A 19,886-nucleotide genomic window follows, 5' to 3' on the forward strand; every position below is an offset into this window, starting at 1 on the left:
GCCAAAATACAGGTGGAGAATGGCATAATTCACCACCTGTAACAATTACTAGATGCTATTTATTCCAGGCCCCATGTTCTTTTAGATATCTTATAGCTCCATCATGAAATGGTATTTGTACACCCTTTGTTGCAGTGTCTACCTGAATGAACTTAGTTGCCTGATGTGCAGTTTCCAAGAAATCCAGGTTTTCAAATATAGCTTTGGTCATGTCATATACTGTCTCTTCTGGAACTTGCGCTGAAGTTGCTAGAATATTTGGATAGCCGCATACTCTCACATCCTCAGGTTGATTGGGATATGTTCCTGCTGGTATGGTGTACCCAGTATATAAAGGATGTGCTTCTGAAAGCATGGCTACCTGTTCATCAGTTAGAGATAATATATGGACATCTCCTGTGGCCATTAAATCAGCTACTGCTGAACCAGGCGGAAAAGTGTTAAACATTCCTCCTGCTACTTGTCTGTTCTTCATTGCTTCAACAGCTTCAGCATAATTTACCCATACCGGTTCTACGTTCTTCTTGTCTCCATCTTCATCTCTATAATATAGTCCCATTGTTGATAATATTGCGTATGAATCAGTCTCAGTTCCACTGCGTGCAGCCCCAACAACAAATCTCTTGCCTTTTAAATCATCAAAGCTTTTAATATCCTTTAAAACTACTATATGATTTAGGTTGGGCCACAGACTTGTTATAGCACGAATGTCATCATATTGGTTATCTGCAAATTCCCCTTCACCAAAGAATGCCCAATTGCAAACTGTAGCCATCATTGTAGCTACCTGGGCTTCATTAGAGCGCAATAAACCTATATTGTCTACACTGCCTCCAGTGGACATGGCCGAAGATGTAACGTAGGAAATTTCCTGATTAAATAACTGTCCCATTGCTACTCCAACTGGATAGTATGTTCCACCTGTATTTCCTGTGGCAATCTTAATAAACTCTTGAGGTCTTCCATTTTCATCTGCTTTTTTATCTCCACCACAACCAACTGCAAAGAAACCTATTACCAAAATACTAACCAAAATTAATAAAATATTTTTCTTTAGCCTCACTTTTACTCCTCCTCCATTTTAATTAATTTTTAAACCTTAAACTTATTTGCTAACTCCCAGTCAACTTCTAAACCTAAGCCTGGTTTTTGGGGAGCTTTAACATAGCCATCAGTAATTTCATTTAATGAAGGCTCAATAAACAAATCTGATAGGAATGTTTGTAAATAGTGTTCCCTGGTGAAATATTCCATCATGGGGGCATTTGAAATAGCTGTTACAAGGGAAATATGCACTTCTTGAACTGCATGGGTTACACATGGCATATTCCATGCACTAGCCATGGAGGCAACCTTCATCCATTCCGAGATACCGCCCACTCTGGTCACATCTGGCTGGACTACGCTAACTGCACTTCTTGAAATCAAATCCTTAAAACCATATCTTGTATATTCATTTTCACCAGCTGCAATTGGAATGCTGCTGCGTTGTGTTAGCTGTACAAGTCCATCAATATCATCAGGTGCAAGGGGCTCTTCTAACCAAAATATGTTATAATCTTCTACACCTTTGATGAACTTTAATGATGTTCCAACATCCCATGCTTCATTAGCATCTACCAATAGATCAATGTCTGAACCAACGGCTTCTCTTACAATTTTCACACGTTGTATGTCCTTTTTTAGATCTCTGCCAACCTTCATTTTTACAGCGTTAAATCCCCTATTTAAGTATGACAGCATTTCTTCAACTAATTCTGCCGGGTCGTTACGGTCTGTATAAAAACCTCCACTAGCATAAACCTTTATTTTATCTGCATACCCACCCAAAAGCTTGTACACTGGAGTATTTGTCGTCTTTCCTACCAGATCCCATAGTGCCATATCTATTCCGCTTATTGCTCTAACAGCTGCACCCTTGCGGCCGTATCTTGTAGTACCCAGGTACATTTTCTGCCACAACTTCTCAATGGTAAATGGATCCTGATCCAATACCATTGGCTTAAGACCCTTATGAATTATTGTATTAATTACCGGTATTTCACTTCCATGGGCTACTCCTAAACCAGTAAGAAAGCCTATTCCATTCACACCTTCGTCAGTTATAATTTCTACTAAAAGCACATCTCTTCCAGAGATTTGTCTTGCAGCATCATGAACATTTTCTCTGAAGGGATAAAAAAGCTCTGTTGTTCTTACGTCTACTATTTTCATGATAACTACCTCCATTCATGCTGATTAACTATGCTAAGCCTCTGCCCCCCTTTATACATCTAATTACACTAAATTATTATTTAACACGTTAATTAAGCAAAAGTTGTGCCACGGTAGTTTTCATTATCTAGGAACCCTGAAAAGCTTGAACTTTACAAATAAAACACAAAAAGTAGTTTCATTGTGAAACTACTTTTCAATATTATAGGTTTCATTTTGAAATGCTTTTAGTCTTCTCCATAGAGTTGCTTTACTGATACCCAGCCTTCTGCAGGCCTCAGCTTTATTGCCCCCTGCTTCCTCCAGCACTTTTAATATTATGTTGTATTCTTCCTGTTTTAAAATTAATCTTTCTTGCTGTGGAGCATTCCTGTTAGCTTCAGGGCTATCCCAAGCCTCATCCAGGGCTTCTTCAATTTGCGGGCAGCAGATAGTTGACTCGTTAGTTACAATTAAACGTTCTATAGTATTTCTTAACTGCCTAATGTTTCCAGGCCAAGGATAACTTGCAATCATTTCTAGGGCCTTTTTTGTTAATAATAACGAATTCTTATTGAGTTGGGTGCTAAGCCTCTCATTGAAATGTTCAACTAAAGCGGGAATATCTTCTCTGCGCTCTCGTAATGAAGGAATATCCAATTTAAGTATATTAATACGATAATACAAGTCTTCCCTGAACTTGCCTTTCTTGACTTCGGCACGCAGGTCTTTGTTAGTAGCACAGTATATACGAACATCAATGGGTATAATTCTATCATCTCCTATTCGCATCACCTGCTTTTCTTCAATGACCCTTAGTAGCCTTGCCTGTACAGAAAGAGATATTTCACCTATTTCATCTAAGAATAAGGTGCCTTTATGAGCCAGTTCAAAAAGACCAGTCTTCCCTCCCTTTCTTGCACCTGTAAAAGCCCCATCTACATAACCAAATAGCTCACTTTCCAATAAATGCTCTGGCAGGGCAGCGCAATTAATGGCCACAAAAGGTCCGCCACTTCGCCTGCTGTAATTGTGTAGGCTTTGGGCAAAAATTTCTTTTCCAGTTCCACTTTCTCCTTGTATTAACACCGTTGAATCAACAGATGCATATTGCTTTGCTTTAGATATTATTTTTTCTAATTTACTTTCTCTTCTAATTATGTCATTAAAAGAGTGCTTGGCTATATGCCCTTTTTTATAAAGATTGCGCCTAACATTATACTCTATTCTTTGCAGATCACTTAAATCTTGAAAACTTATAATAGAACCTAATAATTGATCGTTAACTATTATAGGATTTAAGCCGCATGCATATTTGGTACCGTTAACTTCTCTTACTTCGCCAATCCATTTTTCACCACTTTCAACAGCCCTGATTAAACTAGCGTCTTTAAATATATCTTTAATATGATAGTTTACAATTGGATCTTGATTAAATTTCATAATTTCAACTGCAATTTGATTAAAGTGAGTTACTCTTCCGTCTCTATCTACAGAAATTATCCCTTCTCTAATTGAATCTAAAATGCTATTAAGCCTTTGGCCCCATTCACGTTCATTATGTAGAGCATTAAGAACCTTTTCCGCTTCATTCAAAGCTGATAAAACTACTGATTTTTGAGACTTAATTAAAATACCTTTCATTCCCAGTTTGTTGGCCCACTCTACAGCTAGCTTGCTTCCAATTATCACAGAAATTCCCTGTCTATTTAATTCTTTTAGCCTGGAACGAACTTCAGATTCATTTTGCACCAGGAAAGATTGAACCTGCACACCTAAAATTGGGGCTATATCCTGTGCAGCCTTGGCAAGAGAATCATATCCTATTACACCAATTTTTCTAGAAATGTGCTTTGCCTGGTTTAAAAGTTTTATTACGTCATATTCAGTTATGGGTATATCTATAATAGGTACATGAATCCCTGCCTCGCGCAGCCTTGTTGTAGTTCCGCCCCTTGAAACAATTACCTTGACCCCTTTATTTATCAGATCTTGAGCCACAAGGATTGCTTCTTCTAAAAATCCAACTTCAACTATTAACGATTCTTTCACTTCTTTCTGAAGCTCTTTAACTAAAATATATAAGTCTTTATCTGGGGCAATAACTCCTATTTCGAATTTCACTGCTCCATCCCCCTAAAGCCCTTACCATCATATAATACTATTTAATTCTCCAGTGAAACATTAATATCCTCTATTATGGGGTGGCAGCTTGGAAGCTATAACTTAACAAAACCATTTACATATAGCATATTTACCAGTGTGATATAAACACCTGAAAAAATTAATACTATAAGGCCAAGCACCCTGTTCCATTTAAAACCTAATAAAAAAGGACTTTCCTTCACCAAACCACTAACCACAATATTTGTTACTACAAAAGGAGAAAGGAGCATGCTATTTAACCAACCGGCGATTAAAGACAATGCATACGCAATAGTCGAAATACCAAGAACAGCCGGATTGAGTGAAAGTCCAAGGGTAGTTATGGTTATTCCAGGATGAATACCAGCTATGGAAAGAACCAATATAGTCAAAATAATTATCTCAACAAGAAAGAATATGGATAAGCCTGAGACCTGCCCAAAAAAACCTTCGATGCTGTTTTGAAAAGGAGTATGAGTCATGATTACCCCAAAAAATCCCACACACAGGAAAAATACAAGCTCATTTTTTACCTCTAAAACAGTCTTGTAATAATTTTTAAGGGCCTGAAAAAATTGCCTTAACCTTTTAATACACAAGGCCCACAATACGGCATAAAAAGCTGCTGTCAAACTTACTAGATACATGGTGCTGCTAAGGGTACTGAAATATTCAAAAACAACCACTGTCAAAATAAGCCCAGCCAATATTAAAAGCAATTTTTTCAGCTTTAAATTATGGAATAAATCATCGGCCCTATTGTTGTCAGATGCTATAAATTGACCATCAATTTCCTTGAGATCACTCACATTCGGTAAATTATTAGCTTTAAGCAAAGACCATATTCTGAAAAACAAGTTGCCGATAATTAAAATGCTTAAGCCATAAATAAATCCAAATATAAAATATTTCCCCAAAGATAGACCCGTGTAGTGAAGCACCAAATTTACTGAAGCAAAATATGGTGACCAGGCAACACATCCCACAAAACCAACTGAATATGCCAGGGCCAGAAATCTTGATGGAAACTTAACCCCTTCCAGTAATGAATGTGCTATCCTAACTGCTCCCAGGTTAGTTATGGAGCCAAAGGCAAAAATAAAACTGCTAATAACAGAAAACAGAGGTCCTGTATCTCTAATATGCTTTTTAAAATAATACTCAATAGGCTCTAGATAACCACCCAGCTTAAGGGGAATAGACAAAATTGGCACAACTACAAAAATTGTAGCAAGGGGCAGGTTTTTTGTTATCCCTTCTATCCACACCTCATATCCTATTTTATATTTGAAGATTAAGATATGACCTATGCTTAAAAGAATGATGCTCATAAATAGTATTATGCCCCTAGCATAAAAAAGACCAATGCCAACAACACCAATCAAAAATACAGTTTTAACTGGCATCAAGGGGCCAATTGAAACAAATTCCTGAACAAAGGTTATACTAATGGCACTAATGATGCAGACCACATAGATCTTTTCTAATATTTTTTTCACAAAAGACCATCCTAATTTCGAATAATTTATCACTAACTTCTGTGAAAGCATGCTCCCACAATTTCTACCAAATGCTTGACTGATGACTGGCTTTTATCGTTTTTTAAAACATGGGACAACTGCATCATACAGGAAGGACAGGCTGTAGCTACAATACTTGCCTTACTCTCTTTAATCCCATCCAGCTTTCTTTTCCCTACCTGTTGGGACAACTTGTAATGGGTAAGGCCAAAGGAGCCGGCAGAACCACAGCATTGATCTGCAAGATCCATCTCAACAAATTCATAAGCAGGCTCAAGTCTCTTCAAGAGTTCTCGCGGGGCTGTTCTGCCTCTTTGTGTTCGTTTTAAATGACAGGGATCATGATAAGTCACTTTAACACCATACTCAACAGCATCAATTCTTATATCCAGCACCTCCACAAGAAAGTGATTTATATCCATGAGTTTTTTTGAAGCTTTTGCTGCTTTATCAGTTTCTAAAAGTTCAGGATAATCTAACCAGGTGGAAAGACACGTGGCACAGTCAAAAATGTAATAGTCCACTTCTTCTGAAAGAAAGTTTTTCAGATTTTCTTGTGCAAGGAAGTTCCCTGCTGCAAAGTCTCCACTGGCATAAGCCGGTACACCACAGCATACTTGTTCTGGTATTAATACCTCTACTCCATGGGCTTTTAAAAGCTTCATAATATTATATCCCACGTTATGATTAATTAGATTTGTCATACACCCTGTAAAATAGGCTACTTTTAACCGTGGGTTTTCAACTGTATTTCTATAAGGAAACCTGCCACGAAATGGACCAGAGGCAACCTTTGGCAGCATGGCCTCAATGTTTCCCAGATCGTTGGACACCAAATTTAAGATTGGAGCGACCCGCAGGAGCTTTTGCAAGCCTATTTTTTGATACAGATAAAGTATTTTACCAGCAATATTTAAACGCCCATTGTATTTAAGCAGGTGTTGAAAAATATTTTTCTTAATGATGGGCAGACCTCTATTCTCTACAAGCTCTTTCCTGCCATGCATTATTAGCTTATCAGCAAAGACACCATTTGGGCAGGATTCTGTACAGCTTCCACATAGCAGACAGGCAGAAAAGATATCTGCAAGCTTTTTGTTCCATTGGATAGAGCCTTTTTGAAGATTTTCAAGGAGCTCCATCTTTCCCCTGGCCACCATTTGTTCTCTAAATGTTTCTAGGTAAAGGGGACAATGGGCCTGACAGCCTCCGCATCTACTGCATTTTTTTATGCTCTCAAGATATGCTTTGCTCATTTCATTCACCTATATAATCTTCCCTGGGTTTAAGATGTTGTTGGGGTCTACTGCCTTTTTTATGGCTCTAAGATACTCAATACCCACAGCACCTAGTTCCAGTTCTAAAAATGGTTTTTTCATTGTACCAATACCGTGTTCCCCCGATAGTGTACCACCTAATTCCAGAGCAGCCTTAAATATTTCTTCTGTTGCTTTTTCTACACGTTGCATTTCTTCTTTATCATTTTTATCAACAATAATATTGGGATGCAGGTTCCCGTCTCCTGCATGACCAAAGACCGGCAGGAAAAGATCATATTTTTTGCCTATAGCATTAAGCCTTTTTACCATCTCGGGTATCCTGCTCCTGGGTACAGTTGCATCTTCTGAAATTTTGGTAGGTTTGAGTTGAACTACTGCTGAAGATACAGACCGCCTTGCTTTCCAAAGTGCATCCCTTTCTTGAACCCCAGAAGCAATTTGGAAGTCCCCACAGTTAAATTTTTGACATACTTTCTTAACCCTTTCCATATCCTCATTAACTGCAGTTTCTGATCCATCAACTTCTATTATCAAAATAGACTCTACATCCAGAGGCAATCCTAGTTTGACATGTCTTTCCACACAGATAATTGTAATTTTATCCATTATTTCCAAAGTTGTGGGTGTAACACCCTCCAAGATCATACCGGAAACTGCAGCGGCGGCATCTTCTAATTGTTTAAAAGTTACCAGGGCCGTCTTAATAGCTTTGGGCTTGGGCAAAAGCCTAAGGATAGCTTCCGTTATGATACCCAGGGTCCCCTCGCTTCCAGTAAGCAGTCCAGTTAAATCGTAACCCGTAACATTTTTAACTGTCCTTCCTCCAACATGCATGATTTCCCCTGTTGGCGTTATGACTTGAAGACCCATTACGTAATTCCTGGTTACACCATACTTTAGGGCCCTGGGCCCCCCAGCATTCTCTGCCACATTTCCCCCTATTGTACAGGTTTTCAAGCTAGCAGGATCAGGTGGATAGAATAGTCCAGCTTTGTCTACCTGATGCTGGAGCTTTTCTGTCACTACTCCTGGTTCAACAACACACAACATATCATTTTTGTTAATTTCTTTAATGGAATTAAGTCTAGTCAAAACTACGGCTATCCCAGTATCCATGGGAATAGAGCCTCCACTTAGTCCTGTTCCTGCACCCCGAGGGAATAATGGAATCTTTTCTAAATTGGCAAGCCTTACAACAGCCTGTATCTCTTGAACGCTTCCTGGTAATACTACAAGCCCTGGTATTTGCCTTTGAAAGGTAGCATCATATGAGTAACATATTCTATCTTCTTTATTTGTATAAACATTTTCCTTGCCAACAATATCTATAATTTTCTCTATAACTCTTCTTTCCAGTTTCATCATCCCCTTAACAAAGCTGCCCACTTGCAAAAACCTTTTAGGATTTTTAGTATCTATGATAGATTATTCTCCTTTTCTTCCTTTGAACCCAGGAATCCTCCTCATAAATATTCCCGCTATTTATAGTTTCAGACCTACTATTTATTCTTGGTAGTAATAACCTGCAGGCTATGAGGAAGCACTATCACCTTTGCATTTTTACCATGAATTTGCATGCCATATACAAGAGCCTCCAATATGGTTTCCTTGGCTTTCATATGCATTTGCCTAACCACTTCTGGAGTCTTGGAATTGGTAATACATATCTTTGCATACCTTAATGTTAAACCCATTAAATAGGCACGCTGTCCCCCAGCTGGAAAACCATTTTCTTTAATATGGTAAATGATCTCCTCGGGACCCTCGGCTTTTTTCATGAGCTGATAAAATCGTTGTTCACCCACTCCCTGCCCAGCTCCCTCCCGGGTCTCAGCAGGTATAATTATAAGGCCTCCTTTTTTGACAGCAGGATAAGGACTAAATGCTATACAACTGGCCCCGCGAGTTGCTTGATATAGGTTTGTATCTTTAGGAAAACCGATACCAGCAATGGCAATATCTGCTTGTTCTTCAATTTCCACCTGATAAACTGCCTTACCTATTCTAACACCCTCATCAAAGGCATCTTTAACATGCCCTGCTATTATGCCGGCTACTTCGCCTTTGTTATTCAAAACAACATTAACCATAAAATCCAAACCAACTTTTTGGGCTATCTCCATGGCATTTTCGTGAAAGATATTGCCCTCTACATTTCCAATCTGGGTACATGGATGATCAAAAACCTGGCATCTATGCTGGAACATGATTGTTTCTTCTCCAGCTACGCCTATGGCTATATTTTTTCTTCCTCCACTAAACCCGGCATAAAAATGGGGCTCAATTATCCCTGTACTGATGACTAAATCAGCCTCTGCAACAATCCTATTAATCCATATGGGGCAATCTTGTGTAGTCTGTCCCAGATATACCTGTTCCTCTTTATTGATAGCAACATGATTGACAATACGATACTGGTTAACTACATCCTCTCCAAGTCTTTCTGATAGCTCTATCCTATTATTGGGCCTATGAAGACCCGTAGCAACTAGTATGGTAATGTCTTTTCGGTTAACTCCAACACCTTCTAGCTCCTTTAAAATTGCAGGAATTAATAAATGATCAGGAGTAGGTCTGGTAATATCAGTAATTACAATGACTATCCTCTTCTTACCACTCGCAAGTTCAACAAGTGGTCTAGAATTTATTGGTTTTCTAAGTGCCTCTATAATTTTACTCTTTAGGTTTACCAATCCATTAACGGGATTGGGTTCTAATACACCCAAGAAATTTTTTTCAGATATACATACTTCCATTTCATCTTTATTAAAAGGAATTTTTACAATTACCATTTCTTTTACTCCTTTTGCTGACTATATTTCTTAATGAAAAGAGGAGAGAACATCTCCCCTTTTCTTAATTAAGAATTTTTGCAAAAATTTCATTTTCCCTGTCATATACTTCCTTCATCTTTGCACCATCATAGTTCAACCAACCAGCACCAGAATTCTTAACAAATTCTTTGTATTCCTGAGAATTTGCAGATACCAAAAATGCTTCGTACAGGATATCAATGATCTCTTGGGGGGTATCTTTATGGGCTAATAGTGATCTAGTTGTGGTGACCACAGTGTTGTAACCTAATTCTTTAAAAGTAGGTATATCTGGAAAAGCCTCTAATCTTTCATCTGACATGATGGCCAAGAATTTCAGGTTACCAGCTTCAGCCTGTCCGAAGATCTCCAGGGGACTAGCAGTAACTGCATCAATGTTTCCACCTGCAGCTTCGATTACTGGACCTGCACCACCGCCTCCATCAGGAATTATATTCCACTTAACTCCAAGGTCTTCTTCTGCTGCATGGGTTGCAATATTCCAGATGCCGCCTTCTGCAGTAGTGCCCATGGAAACTGTTTTTTGTTTGGAGTATTCTATAAATTCTTCAAGGGTATCAATGCCAAGCCCGGCGTAGACACCAATTGCTGCTGGCTCGTAATTATAGCCAATAACAATTTTAAAGTCATCATGGTTAAGATCTAAATGGCCTAAAAGCTTTAAAGTAACTATAGTAGATGTACAGTTAACTAGTGTATAACCATCTGCTGCCCTATTTGTTAGTTCTGCATATCCTACTGCTCCAGATCCACCAGGCATGTTAATTACGTTGATTGGAACACCAAGTACATCTTCGGCTCCTGTTTGAGCTAGCCTTCTTGATATCAAATCTGAACCCCCACCTGCACTATAAGGAACAATCAAGGTAATAGGTCTAGTGGGGAAATTGATTGCCTGCTGATCATCTCCTCCACCATTACTTCCACCTGCATTATTTGAAGTATTACAGCCTGTCAACACAACACACAAAGAAAAAACAACCAGGACAATCATAAAGATCATTTTCACTTTTTTCATTGAATCACCCACTCCTTTAAATGAATTTAATTTTTTAACTCCAACCCCATTACACTATTTGCCACAGTTTTATTCAATTTCACCTCCAATCTATAACCTTTTAATTACCCGCAAATTTTTATGTTAAGAGTAAATTATTTTGATTTGGACGCCTTTTCTAACTCACTTTTACGTTTGTGGACACCAGTTACATAGGGGTAAGCTACAAGCAATATAGTAAGAAAAAGAAGAACAAGGCTTATTGGTCTTTGTATAAAGATTAACCAACTACCTTCAGAAACCAATAATGCACGCCTCAGATTTGACTCAGCAATGGGACCCAAAACAATACCAAGAATCATAGGCATTGGGGGAAATTTAAACATGTACAGGATATAACCAAACACCCCAAATCCCAGCATTACCCAGATATCAAATATAGAATTTCTAATGGCAAAGGCTCCAACAATTGTCAATACTGAAATAAAAGGGAGCAAAACGGGCATTGGCAGAGTTAAAATTTTTGCAAAAAACCGAGCTCCAATCATCCCAAATCCCAACAAGAAAAAACATGAAAGGATTAGCCCAATGTATATAGCAAAAACCAAATCGCCATGATTGACAAAAAGGGATGGCCCAGGCCTGAGGTTATGTACCATAAATGCACCAAGCATAACAGCAGTAACGCCATCCCCAGGAACTCCTAGGGTTAGCATAGGAATTAAAGCCCCTCCGGTAACCCCATTATTCGCTGATTCAGAAGCTGCAACTCCCTCTGGCTCACCCTTTCCATAATTCTCTGCTTTTTTTGATAGTCTTCTGGCAAAGTCATAGGAGAGAAATGAAGCAATAGGACCACCAGCCCCTGGCAAAGCCCCTATAAGCGACCCCAGGAATCCGCCACGAATATTTGTGGGTAATAGATTCTTAAATTCCTTCCAGGTGGGTAGAATGTTCTTTACATTCTGCTCAACCTTAAAGTTATATCTTCTAAGTGCTACTTGTGTTAAAAATTCCCTCATTCCAAACAACCCAATCATCATAGGAATGAAGGCAAAGCCTGATAACAGGCTTATCACTCCAAAGGTAAATCGAGGAGTACTGGTTACATAATCCATACCAACTATTGTCATCATCATGCCTAGCACCCCAGATATTAAACCTTTAACAATGGATTCACTGGAAATACTAGCAATAATACTCAAACCAAACACGGCAATCATAAAATATTCAGCTGCACCAAAGGAAAGGGCCATCTTGGCCAATTGAGGAGCAGCAAGTATCAGTACTATTGCACTCACAATTCCCCCTATAAAAGAACTATAAGTTGCAATTCCTATCGCCTTTCCTGCTTCTCCTCTTTGCCCCATTGGATAGCCATCTAATGTAGTCATCATTCCCGACGGTGTGCCAGGAATACTAACTAGAATTGCTGAAATTGCTCCTCCATAAATGCCCCCACAATAAATCCCCACAAGCATAACTAATCCTACAGAAGCATCCATAACAAATGTTATGGGGATTAAGATAGCTACACCCATGGTTGCAGTAAGACCGGGAATCGCTCCAAAAATAATCCCCAACAAAACCCCACCTGCTAGCACCAATAAAGCATAGGGATCAAAAACCATTGCCACTGCATGATAAAACTGCTCTATCATATCTTTTTATACCTCCCACGTTATTAAGGCAAAGGAATCCGAAAGAAATTGCCAAAAATATAGTACACGCTAACTGATATGATTATGGCTATTGGAATTGTTTTTATTAATCTTCCACCCTTAAGCAAAGTAATGGTTGCAACCAGATACAAAATTGTTGTATATATAAAGCCAATATACTTAAGCAGTATAGTATAAAAAACAATACTTAATACTAATAGCACAACCTTGATAATATCCTGCTCCTCATATTCATGTTTGACCTTTCTAAGAATATCTTTAATGGCACTTATAATAAGCAGCACACTCAACACAGCAAGGGTAATAGCCAAAAACGATGGGAAAAAAGTTGGAGGCATACCACTAATTTTACCAACAGGTATTTTTTGTGTAGTAAAATATACCCAACCACTAAAAATCAAAAGAAATATCCCTGCAATTAAATCTCTATTTTTATACCAGTTTTTCATCTGCCAGCTCCTTCCTAAATGTTGATTAAATGACTTCGCGCATCATCCTTTCACGTCAAAGTTTCTCTAACACAGCTGATGCTCTGTACGGTTGATGATTTCGTTTTGAAGATTAGGGCTTAATTCTGTAAAATAGGCACTATACCCTGCGACCCGTACAATTAGATTTCTATACTTTTCTGGATTCTTTTGTGCTTTTAATAACGTAGATTTGTTAATCACAAAAAACTGAATGTGCCACAGTTTTAAATCTACAAAGGTCCTTATAAGTTCCATTAGGTCCCGCGTACCCTTTTCACCTGACAAAACCTGTGGGCTGATTTTAATGTTTACCAGCCTGGCCAGGTTATTGTTGTATTTACGACTTTTGGCTTTGGCAATTGAAATTAGAGTAGCTAATGGACCCTGGCTATCGCGGCCTTGGGTTGGAGATACCCCTTCGGAAAATGCTTCCCCAGCCTTTCTTCCATTTGGAGTTGCTCCCATTCTCTTGCCCATTGCCACATGAGTCGTAACTGGAACAAACTTTAGATTTTGAGGACCATTTGGTGTTTGATAACACTGCATTACCCCGCAAATGATTTCATCCACTTGACGAGCAATCTCATCAGCATAGTGTTCGTTATTACCATACTGCGGAACATTCAAAAGCATTTGTCTAATTCTTTCATGATCTTCAAAATTTGTTTCTAGAGCCTCCTTCAATTTCTCTAAATCAAAAGCTTTATCTTCAAAGATTAACTTTTTTATAGCAGTGAGGGACTCAATAACTGTACCAAAACCTATTACACTGAGATTCCCTGTATCCTTGGATAGCCCTATGCCAAAAATAGGCTGGTGAATATCAGTTAGTGCTTCAACACAGGCATCATTAAGCATTGACATGAAAGGTGCAGCTAAACAGGCGGCATTTGAAATTTCCAAGGCAGCCTGGCGAATATAATAGTGTTTTACCAAAAAATCCCAGGCCTCAGTAAAATTATTCAATACATCCTCATAGGTCTTAATATCAGAAAACTTTATAGATGGAGTCATGAGCTTTTTTTTCTTTCCATCAATGGTCACCACCCCGTCATTTATTGCCATTTCCAGGGCTGCAACTGTATTCGGGTTACACCCCACAGTTACATAGGTATCAAGATCAAGAAGTCTTACTTCAGTACAAGCGCAAGGCGTATAATCCCTGGCATCGTGAGTATTGGCACCATCATGTAAAAGCTGGGGAATAATTTCTTCATCATTTAACAGTTTAGGGAAGCCTGTTCCTTCTTTGATCAATTCTACAATAGCGTACAAAAGTCTATCAGGCGTTCTGGAGTGTACCCGAACAGAAAGGTCTGGATAGTGAAGGGGAAATTCTTTTTTTGATCTAAGCACAAGGTATGTTAACTCGTTTGAAGCGTCCTGCCCATACCTTGTCTGACCACCAAGAACTGTTTGTTCAAAATGGCAGTAACCCTCAAAATAATTATTTGTGGCAGTTACATTATATGGAACATAGTTTGCAATTTTAAACCACAAGCATTCCATTAATTCAAGAGCTTTTTCTTCATCTATAACCCCTGCTTTGTAATCCTTTATAAAGGTTGGATACATATACTGGTCAAAACGCCCCAGAGAAATTACACCTACTGTTGGTTGTTCCAATTTATAAGCTGTTTGTACAAACCACTGGCACTGTAAAGCTTCCCAGAAATTTCGTGCGGGGTGAGCTGGTATCCATTCACAATTTTGAGCAATGGTCTCCAGTTCCTTTTTTCGCACCAGGTCCCTTTCCATAGAGGCTAATTCCCTGGCACGTTTGGCATAACGCTTGGCATAATCAATGAGGCCATCACAGACTATAATTGCAGATTGCAGGAAGGCCTTTTTATTATAGTCATTATTACGAACCTGGCTCAGACGTTCTTCCATTTCTTTTTTTATTGCCAGTAAACCTTTGTCAATAACCTTCTTGTAATGTCCAGCCCAGTTCAACGTGGCATTAATATTTGCATTGTCTTGTAAGAGCCCAGCTGAACCCCAGTCATCATCGCCATAAATAAGTTCCTTAGTTTCATTTGGAAGCATAGACAGATATCTTTCATGGGCACTCTTACCCTTCCAATAGGGAATAACCTTTTCTTTTATGATTTGTATCTCCTTATCTGTAATCCTATAACCGTTACCTTCCTTTGCAGCTTTTAGAGCTTTTTCAAGCCAGGGGCCCCGGAGTTCTGGAAAGAGGATAGAATGCCTTCCAGCGCCACCACAAGTTCCAACTATCAGTTCATTGTCTTCAATAACTACATCAATATGGTTAAAAATGTGGTGCAAAGCTTTTGCTCTTCTAATATTCATTGGATACTCTTCTGTTTGCGACATGGATTCGGTGAAAAGAACCGCTCTTTGAATATCAATTCTTGGCACCTGATCTCTAAATTTCGAAAGAAAACCATTAATACGTGACCTTGGACTCATCTGACCATGGCCGCTTTCAATTCTTTTTTCTTGTTCGGTTAAATAAGCTACCTGAGCCATAAACCTCCTCCTTTTCAAGTAATAATTTTGTTCAACCAACTAAAAAAACCCATAAAACACACAGGCATGACAAATGCCTTGAAGTATGTTCATGGGCTTTATCTTGTTTAGTAACATCAACTTCAACAAATTGACGCCAGCAAGAAATCCCTTATTTAATTATAAGTTAAACTGCCACTGCATCTTTTAATACAAAAATCTCATCTGCTGCATATTTGTTTGCCCATTTTCTCCCTGTATCTTTCAACAGCATTTTTTATAGCCTGAATTAACGAACCTGTGGTGGACAGGCAAATCTTTTCCTTTATGGTTTGAAACAATGGCTCCAGAGATTCCTCAACGCAGTATCCATTAACCAGTTCTTCCAGACAGGCTTGTGTTAAGGGAGAAATCAAGTTAAAATTAGACTGCACAATACGATGTGTATTCACGTCAATGAGCAGCTGAACCGACATGATCTTGTAAACTGTTATTTCCTTGGGCGGCTTAGCATTACCACCCACCAGTATACAACCCTCCATCCTTTTCATTGACATTTCCCCTACATCAGCTATTTTTAGAATATTATAACATATCTTCCCATGCAAATAAATAGCCTATATCTTATTTATGTGATTATCTTATTTATACGTTATATATTTCCACCTTATTTGTTAGTTGTACTAGTTCCTAGGTCTAATCGTGTACGTGCTTGTTGATTCATTTCTTCTATCTGGGCTTTTGCAGGTGAACCTATCCCATCCATTTTATAGGTCATGCCCAAAAATTTATATTTGTTGCTTCCATAAGGATGATAGGCAAGCAGCTCATAATCATCAATTCTTTTAAGGATAATTAGAAAATCTACAATTTCCATGATCTCTTCATTTTTATCATTAATGCCTGGTATAACTGGAGTACGAACTATAATTTCTAACTCTGGGAAAGTTTCTGTCAGCCTTTTAAGGTTTTCCAGAATAAGTTTATTATCAACCCCAGTATACTTTTTATGCTTTACAGGATTCATTAGCTTCACATCATAATAGATAAGATTACACCATCTAGCCACTTTTTCAAGGTTTTCCCATGAACAATAGCCCGTGGTTTCAATAGCAGTATGAATGCCTACATTCTTATATTTTTCAAGTAATTCTGCCAAAAAATCAGCCTGCATAAGGGGTTCTCCTCCACTAATGGTTATACCACCATTTGAACGCCAGGTTTCTGCCTGGTCTTGGGTTTTATCAAATACCTCATTGACTGTCATATCAACACCAAAAACGTGCAGCGCCTTGGAGCAGCAAACTTCTACACAGGAGAAACAATTAATGCATCTGCTCCTATCTATTTGGATTAACCCTTTTTTGTCAACAATGATAGCCTCTTCATTACATGTTTCAGCACAATATCCACAGTATTTGGCTCCAATACATTTTGTGTTGTTAAAGGCCAATTGGAAATCAAATAACTGGGTTTCAGGATTTGAACACCAGATGCATTTAAGTGAGCACCCTTTCATAAATACTAAATCTCTAATACCAGGTCCATCATGAACTGAATATTTTTGGATGTTAACTAATCGGCCAGTCTTGTTCTGCAAATTTTTCACCTCCATTTAAATAAAAAATGCTCAAGTATGCACAAAAAACAACTTTTACGCATATTTGAGCATTGACTTATTTTTATTGCATGGATGCCGGTACATCACTGCGAATAAGTCTCCCAAATGTTTTATTAAAATATAGCTTAATAATAATATGAGTGGAATGTATTGTCAACATGACAACAGTTGCAGGCTCAAATCTAAACCAAACCCTTATACATTACTTTCCATTACCCGAATTACAAATTTAGGATGCATATTAAAAATATAACATTCCTGTCTATAATCTTGTTCTCTTTACTTGTCTATTGAAATTTGCAACGGCCTTAACGATTTCTTTCAGGTTACTGTTTGGAGTCCGTATTGGAACAGCACATTCTGGTGAAACCAGGTTAATACCCATATGTATTAACCGAAAAACTTTTTGTTTAATATCATCAGGGGTTCCATTTAATAAAAGTTGAGGGTTGTTTATACCGCCAATTAATGTAATACGATTCTTGGCTGTTTGCAGCAAATCTTCTAATGAATTGCGTGAATCAAAATGGAAAGCTGTAAAACCCGCCTTGGTAATGTATGAGAATCTGTCAGTTGCATCCCCGCATGTATGTAATATAACAGGACAGTATTTATTTACTTCTTTTACAGCTTCCTGCTGAATAGGCAGTAGATATTCCTTATAGCAAGCAGCGCTTACCAGGTTGCTGGTAGCATGATCTGCCCATGTAATCACATCTGCCCCCTTCTCCAGTTGAATATGGGCCATTTCCAAACTGACTTTTACTAAATCCTGCATTATTTTTCTGGCACTTTCTGGTTCAATAATTAATTTAAGAAGATAGCTTTGAACACCATATAAATGGTACGCTAGTGTTAATGGTCCAATTGCCTTGCCAACTACAGCTGCCCTGTTATCATATCTTTTTTTTAAAAGCTCTATGGCTTCAAAAAGTGCTTTAACAGGCTTTTTATTAATAAAACCCCTTAAATCAACTTTTACTTCTGGGGTTTTCATGAAATCCTTTTTAACTTCAGGCATGGTATCTTTTTTCCCCCAATCTATATTGCAACCGAGGGCTGCCGCTTCTAGAACTATGCTAAAATAAGGAGCTACAGTATCAAAGCCTAGTAATTCATGGCCGGCGGACGCCAGTAAAGCCATTTTTTGAGCATCAAAATGTGCCCTTGGGAAGAAGGCCTGCACCTTTATCATGCTTTCAAGGGTAGCAACAGATGTGGGGTTTATAACAGGAAGCCTGTCAACTTCTTTGCCCTGAAGTGCAGCTATTACCCTTTCACAGCCTGTCATTTGTCTATTAATAAACATTTTGCTTCCCCTCTTGATTCATGGATTTCCTGCGAAAATAAACTAATAGCATTTTAATTATAAAAATGTTATTAAACCCTTTGTCTAGTTTAACCCCAGTAATACTTTCCACTTTTTCTATATGCTTGGCCACTGTATTGCGATGCATGTAAAGCTTTTCTGAAGTTAACTTTATATTCATGTTATTATCAATGTATGTTTCCACAGTATCCATAATTTGAACAAATGCATCTCCACTGTTGACAAGTTTTTGATACAGCGGCTCAAGATGCCGACCAATAAATCGTCCTGGCAGTTCATTTACAAGAGATTCCATCAATATTTCATCACCTTTAACAAATCCGCCATTTTTACCATAATATTCACTTATACTCATTATATTTATAGCCTCTAAGTAAGATTTTCTTATTCCTGAAATATCAGAAGCTATACTACCGTAAGATAGCTGTGAGGAGAAAATTCTATTATCTTTTATTTGTTCAAAAATATTAGCACATATTACATCAAGTGCCTGGTAAATAAGATGTAACTCCTCTGTATTCAAGAAGGCTTTTCCTATAATAAGAATGCTGTCATTATAGAAGGAGATAAAGTCCTGGGTAGTAATATGGATATTATTTCTAATCTGTTTTTTCACATCCTCCTTCATCTGCTCTCGAACAATATCATAACCTAGTTGTAAATTTATATTAAAATATGCATTTTCTTTAGGTTCCAGGTATACGACAATTATAGCTCTTGGAAGGCTTAAGTCATATCCCAACTCCATTGCGGCCATTGCTAATTTCTTTTCATTTAATGCAGCCTGGCTGTCTAATAAACCTCTAATCAGTATTTCCTCTTCTTTAGTTTTGGAGTACCTTTCCATCCTGGTTTTGTCCATTGCTATCGTTTCTTCAATGGCTATTTTTAATAATGCAGATTCAATTAACTTTTTATCCCCTTTCCAGCACAACCACCCAACAGGCTCATTTTCAAGAAAAAGTGGTAAATAATTGGTTGTATCAATTGTAACAATCCGTTCATCAGCTTTTAACTGGGCAATCTCTTTTCTAGATATACCCTTTCTGTCCAGATTAGAGCAGGCTACAATTGTGCCGTCAAAATTGGCAACCTCTATTGGGCTGTTCCACAATTCTGACGTTCTAATGATTAGAGATTGAATACAATTCCAGTCCATATTAGTTACCTCCTACTTTCTCACAGTAAAAAGATGTATCTAGAACAATGTTACAACGCAACTCTTTGTGTGAAAAGTAAAAATGTTTTTTATAGAAAACTATTTGTGGATTATCTTTAATTATAGTCTTTACAAACTGATATAAGTAGAAAATTAATAGGTGTTTTAACTACAGCC

Annotated in this window: 15 protein-coding genes; all 15 read right to left on the minus strand. The window is 38.0% G+C overall.

What is annotated here, in order from left to right:
* Nucleotides 1–55: 55 nt before the first annotated feature.
* Nucleotides 56–1,063 (minus strand): TAXI family TRAP transporter solute-binding subunit, encoded by a 1,008-nt coding sequence (locus K364_RS0115195; RefSeq protein WP_028308725.1) that lies wholly within the window; start codon nt 1,061–1,063, stop codon nt 56–58.
* A gap of 29 nt (nt 1,064–1,092) precedes the next feature.
* On the minus strand, nt 1,093–2,214 hold the full coding sequence (locus tag K364_RS24390) for a mandelate racemase/muconate lactonizing enzyme family protein (RefSeq protein WP_051534121.1): 1,122 nt from the start codon (nt 2,212–2,214) through the stop codon (nt 1,093–1,095).
* 189 nt (nt 2,215–2,403) lie between these two features.
* Nucleotides 2,404–4,317 carry a sigma-54-dependent Fis family transcriptional regulator gene (locus K364_RS0115205; RefSeq protein ID WP_028308726.1) on the minus strand — a complete coding sequence of 638 codons (1,914 nt, stop codon included), beginning with the start codon at nt 4,315–4,317 and terminating at the stop codon, nt 2,404–2,406.
* Between the two features lie 95 nt (nt 4,318–4,412).
* A complete protein-coding gene (locus K364_RS0115210) occupies nt 4,413–5,837 on the minus strand; it encodes a hypothetical protein (RefSeq protein ID WP_028308727.1) in 1,425 nt (474 codons plus the stop codon).
* Between the two features lie 32 nt (nt 5,838–5,869).
* Nucleotides 5,870–7,114: a (Fe-S)-binding protein gene (locus K364_RS0115215; protein WP_028308728.1), complete on the minus strand. Its 1,245-nt coding sequence runs from the start codon at nt 7,112–7,114 to the stop codon at nt 5,870–5,872.
* A gap of 9 nt (nt 7,115–7,123) precedes the next feature.
* Nucleotides 7,124–8,524, minus strand: a complete 1,401-nt coding sequence (locus K364_RS0115220) for an FAD-binding oxidoreductase (protein WP_242841719.1) — start codon at nt 8,522–8,524, stop codon at nt 7,124–7,126.
* 113 nt (nt 8,525–8,637) lie between these two features.
* Nucleotides 8,638–9,930, minus strand: coding sequence for a nickel-dependent lactate racemase family protein (locus K364_RS0115225; protein WP_028308730.1), 1,293 nt, complete (start codon nt 9,928–9,930; stop codon nt 8,638–8,640).
* A 64-nt stretch (nt 9,931–9,994) separates the two neighbouring features.
* Nucleotides 9,995–10,990: a tripartite tricarboxylate transporter substrate binding protein gene (locus tag K364_RS24395; protein WP_051534123.1), complete on the minus strand. Its 996-nt coding sequence runs from the start codon at nt 10,988–10,990 to the stop codon at nt 9,995–9,997.
* Between the two features lie 134 nt (nt 10,991–11,124).
* On the minus strand, nt 11,125–12,630 hold the full coding sequence (locus K364_RS0115235; protein WP_028308731.1) for a tripartite tricarboxylate transporter permease: 1,506 nt from the start codon (nt 12,628–12,630) through the stop codon (nt 11,125–11,127).
* 23 nt (nt 12,631–12,653) lie between these two features.
* Nucleotides 12,654–13,100, minus strand: coding sequence for a tripartite tricarboxylate transporter TctB family protein (locus K364_RS0115240; RefSeq protein WP_028308732.1), 447 nt, complete (start codon nt 13,098–13,100; stop codon nt 12,654–12,656).
* Nucleotides 13,101–13,166: 66 nt separating this feature from the next.
* The gene (locus K364_RS0115245) at nt 13,167–15,620 is read right to left on the minus strand and encodes a glycyl radical protein (protein ID WP_028308733.1); all 2,454 of its coding nucleotides are present in this window, start codon (nt 15,618–15,620) and stop codon (nt 13,167–13,169) included.
* Nucleotides 15,621–15,820: 200 nt separating this feature from the next.
* The gene (locus K364_RS0115250; RefSeq protein ID WP_028308734.1) at nt 15,821–16,150 is read right to left on the minus strand and encodes a DUF3870 domain-containing protein; all 330 of its coding nucleotides are present in this window, start codon (nt 16,148–16,150) and stop codon (nt 15,821–15,823) included.
* A gap of 116 nt (nt 16,151–16,266) precedes the next feature.
* Nucleotides 16,267–17,199: a glycyl-radical enzyme activating protein gene (locus K364_RS0115255; RefSeq protein WP_051534124.1), complete on the minus strand. Its 933-nt coding sequence runs from the start codon at nt 17,197–17,199 to the stop codon at nt 16,267–16,269.
* A 283-nt stretch (nt 17,200–17,482) separates the two neighbouring features.
* A complete protein-coding gene (locus tag K364_RS0115260; RefSeq protein WP_051534125.1) occupies nt 17,483–18,529 on the minus strand; it encodes an MtaA/CmuA family methyltransferase in 1,047 nt (348 codons plus the stop codon).
* On the minus strand, nt 18,519–19,709 hold the full coding sequence (locus K364_RS25790) for a PucR family transcriptional regulator (RefSeq protein ID WP_051534126.1): 1,191 nt from the start codon (nt 19,707–19,709) through the stop codon (nt 18,519–18,521). The genes K364_RS0115260 and K364_RS25790 overlap by 11 nt, the downstream gene beginning before the upstream one ends.
* Nucleotides 19,710–19,886: the final 177 nt, after the last annotated feature.

Origin of the sequence: Desulfitibacter alkalitolerans DSM 16504 (assembly GCF_000620305.1) — a bacterium.
Lineage (GTDB): Bacteria > Bacillota > DSM-16504 > Desulfitibacterales > Desulfitibacteraceae > Desulfitibacter > Desulfitibacter alkalitolerans.

What these genes read in the sequence shown, in the direction of transcription:
- K364_RS24390 (WP_051534121.1), bottom strand. Translation starts at nt 2,214, where the DNA reads ATGAAAATAGTAGACGTAAGAACAACAGAGCTTTTTTATCCCTTCAGA.
- K364_RS0115215 (WP_028308728.1), bottom strand. Translation starts at nt 7,114, where the DNA reads ATGAGCAAAGCATATCTTGAGAGCATAAAAAAATGCAGTAGATGCGGA.
- K364_RS0115225 (WP_028308730.1), bottom strand. Translation starts at nt 9,930, where the DNA reads ATGGTAATTGTAAAAATTCCTTTTAATAAAGATGAAATGGAAGTATGT.
- K364_RS24395 (WP_051534123.1), bottom strand. Translation starts at nt 10,990, where the DNA reads ATGAAAAAAGTGAAAATGATCTTTATGATTGTCCTGGTTGTTTTTTCT.
- K364_RS0115235 (WP_028308731.1), bottom strand. Translation starts at nt 12,630, where the DNA reads ATGATAGAGCAGTTTTATCATGCAGTGGCAATGGTTTTTGATCCCTAT.
- K364_RS0115240 (WP_028308732.1), bottom strand. Translation starts at nt 13,100, where the DNA reads ATGAAAAACTGGTATAAAAATAGAGATTTAATTGCAGGGATATTTCTT.
- K364_RS0115245 (WP_028308733.1), bottom strand. Translation starts at nt 15,620, where the DNA reads ATGGCTCAGGTAGCTTATTTAACCGAACAAGAAAAAAGAATTGAAAGC.
- K364_RS0115250 (WP_028308734.1), bottom strand. Translation starts at nt 16,150, where the DNA reads ATGAAAAGGATGGAGGGTTGTATACTGGTGGGTGGTAATGCTAAGCCG.
- K364_RS0115260 (WP_051534125.1), bottom strand. Translation starts at nt 18,529, where the DNA reads ATGTTTATTAATAGACAAATGACAGGCTGTGAAAGGGTAATAGCTGCA.
- K364_RS25790 (WP_051534126.1), bottom strand. Translation starts at nt 19,709, where the DNA reads ATGGACTGGAATTGTATTCAATCTCTAATCATTAGAACGTCAGAATTG.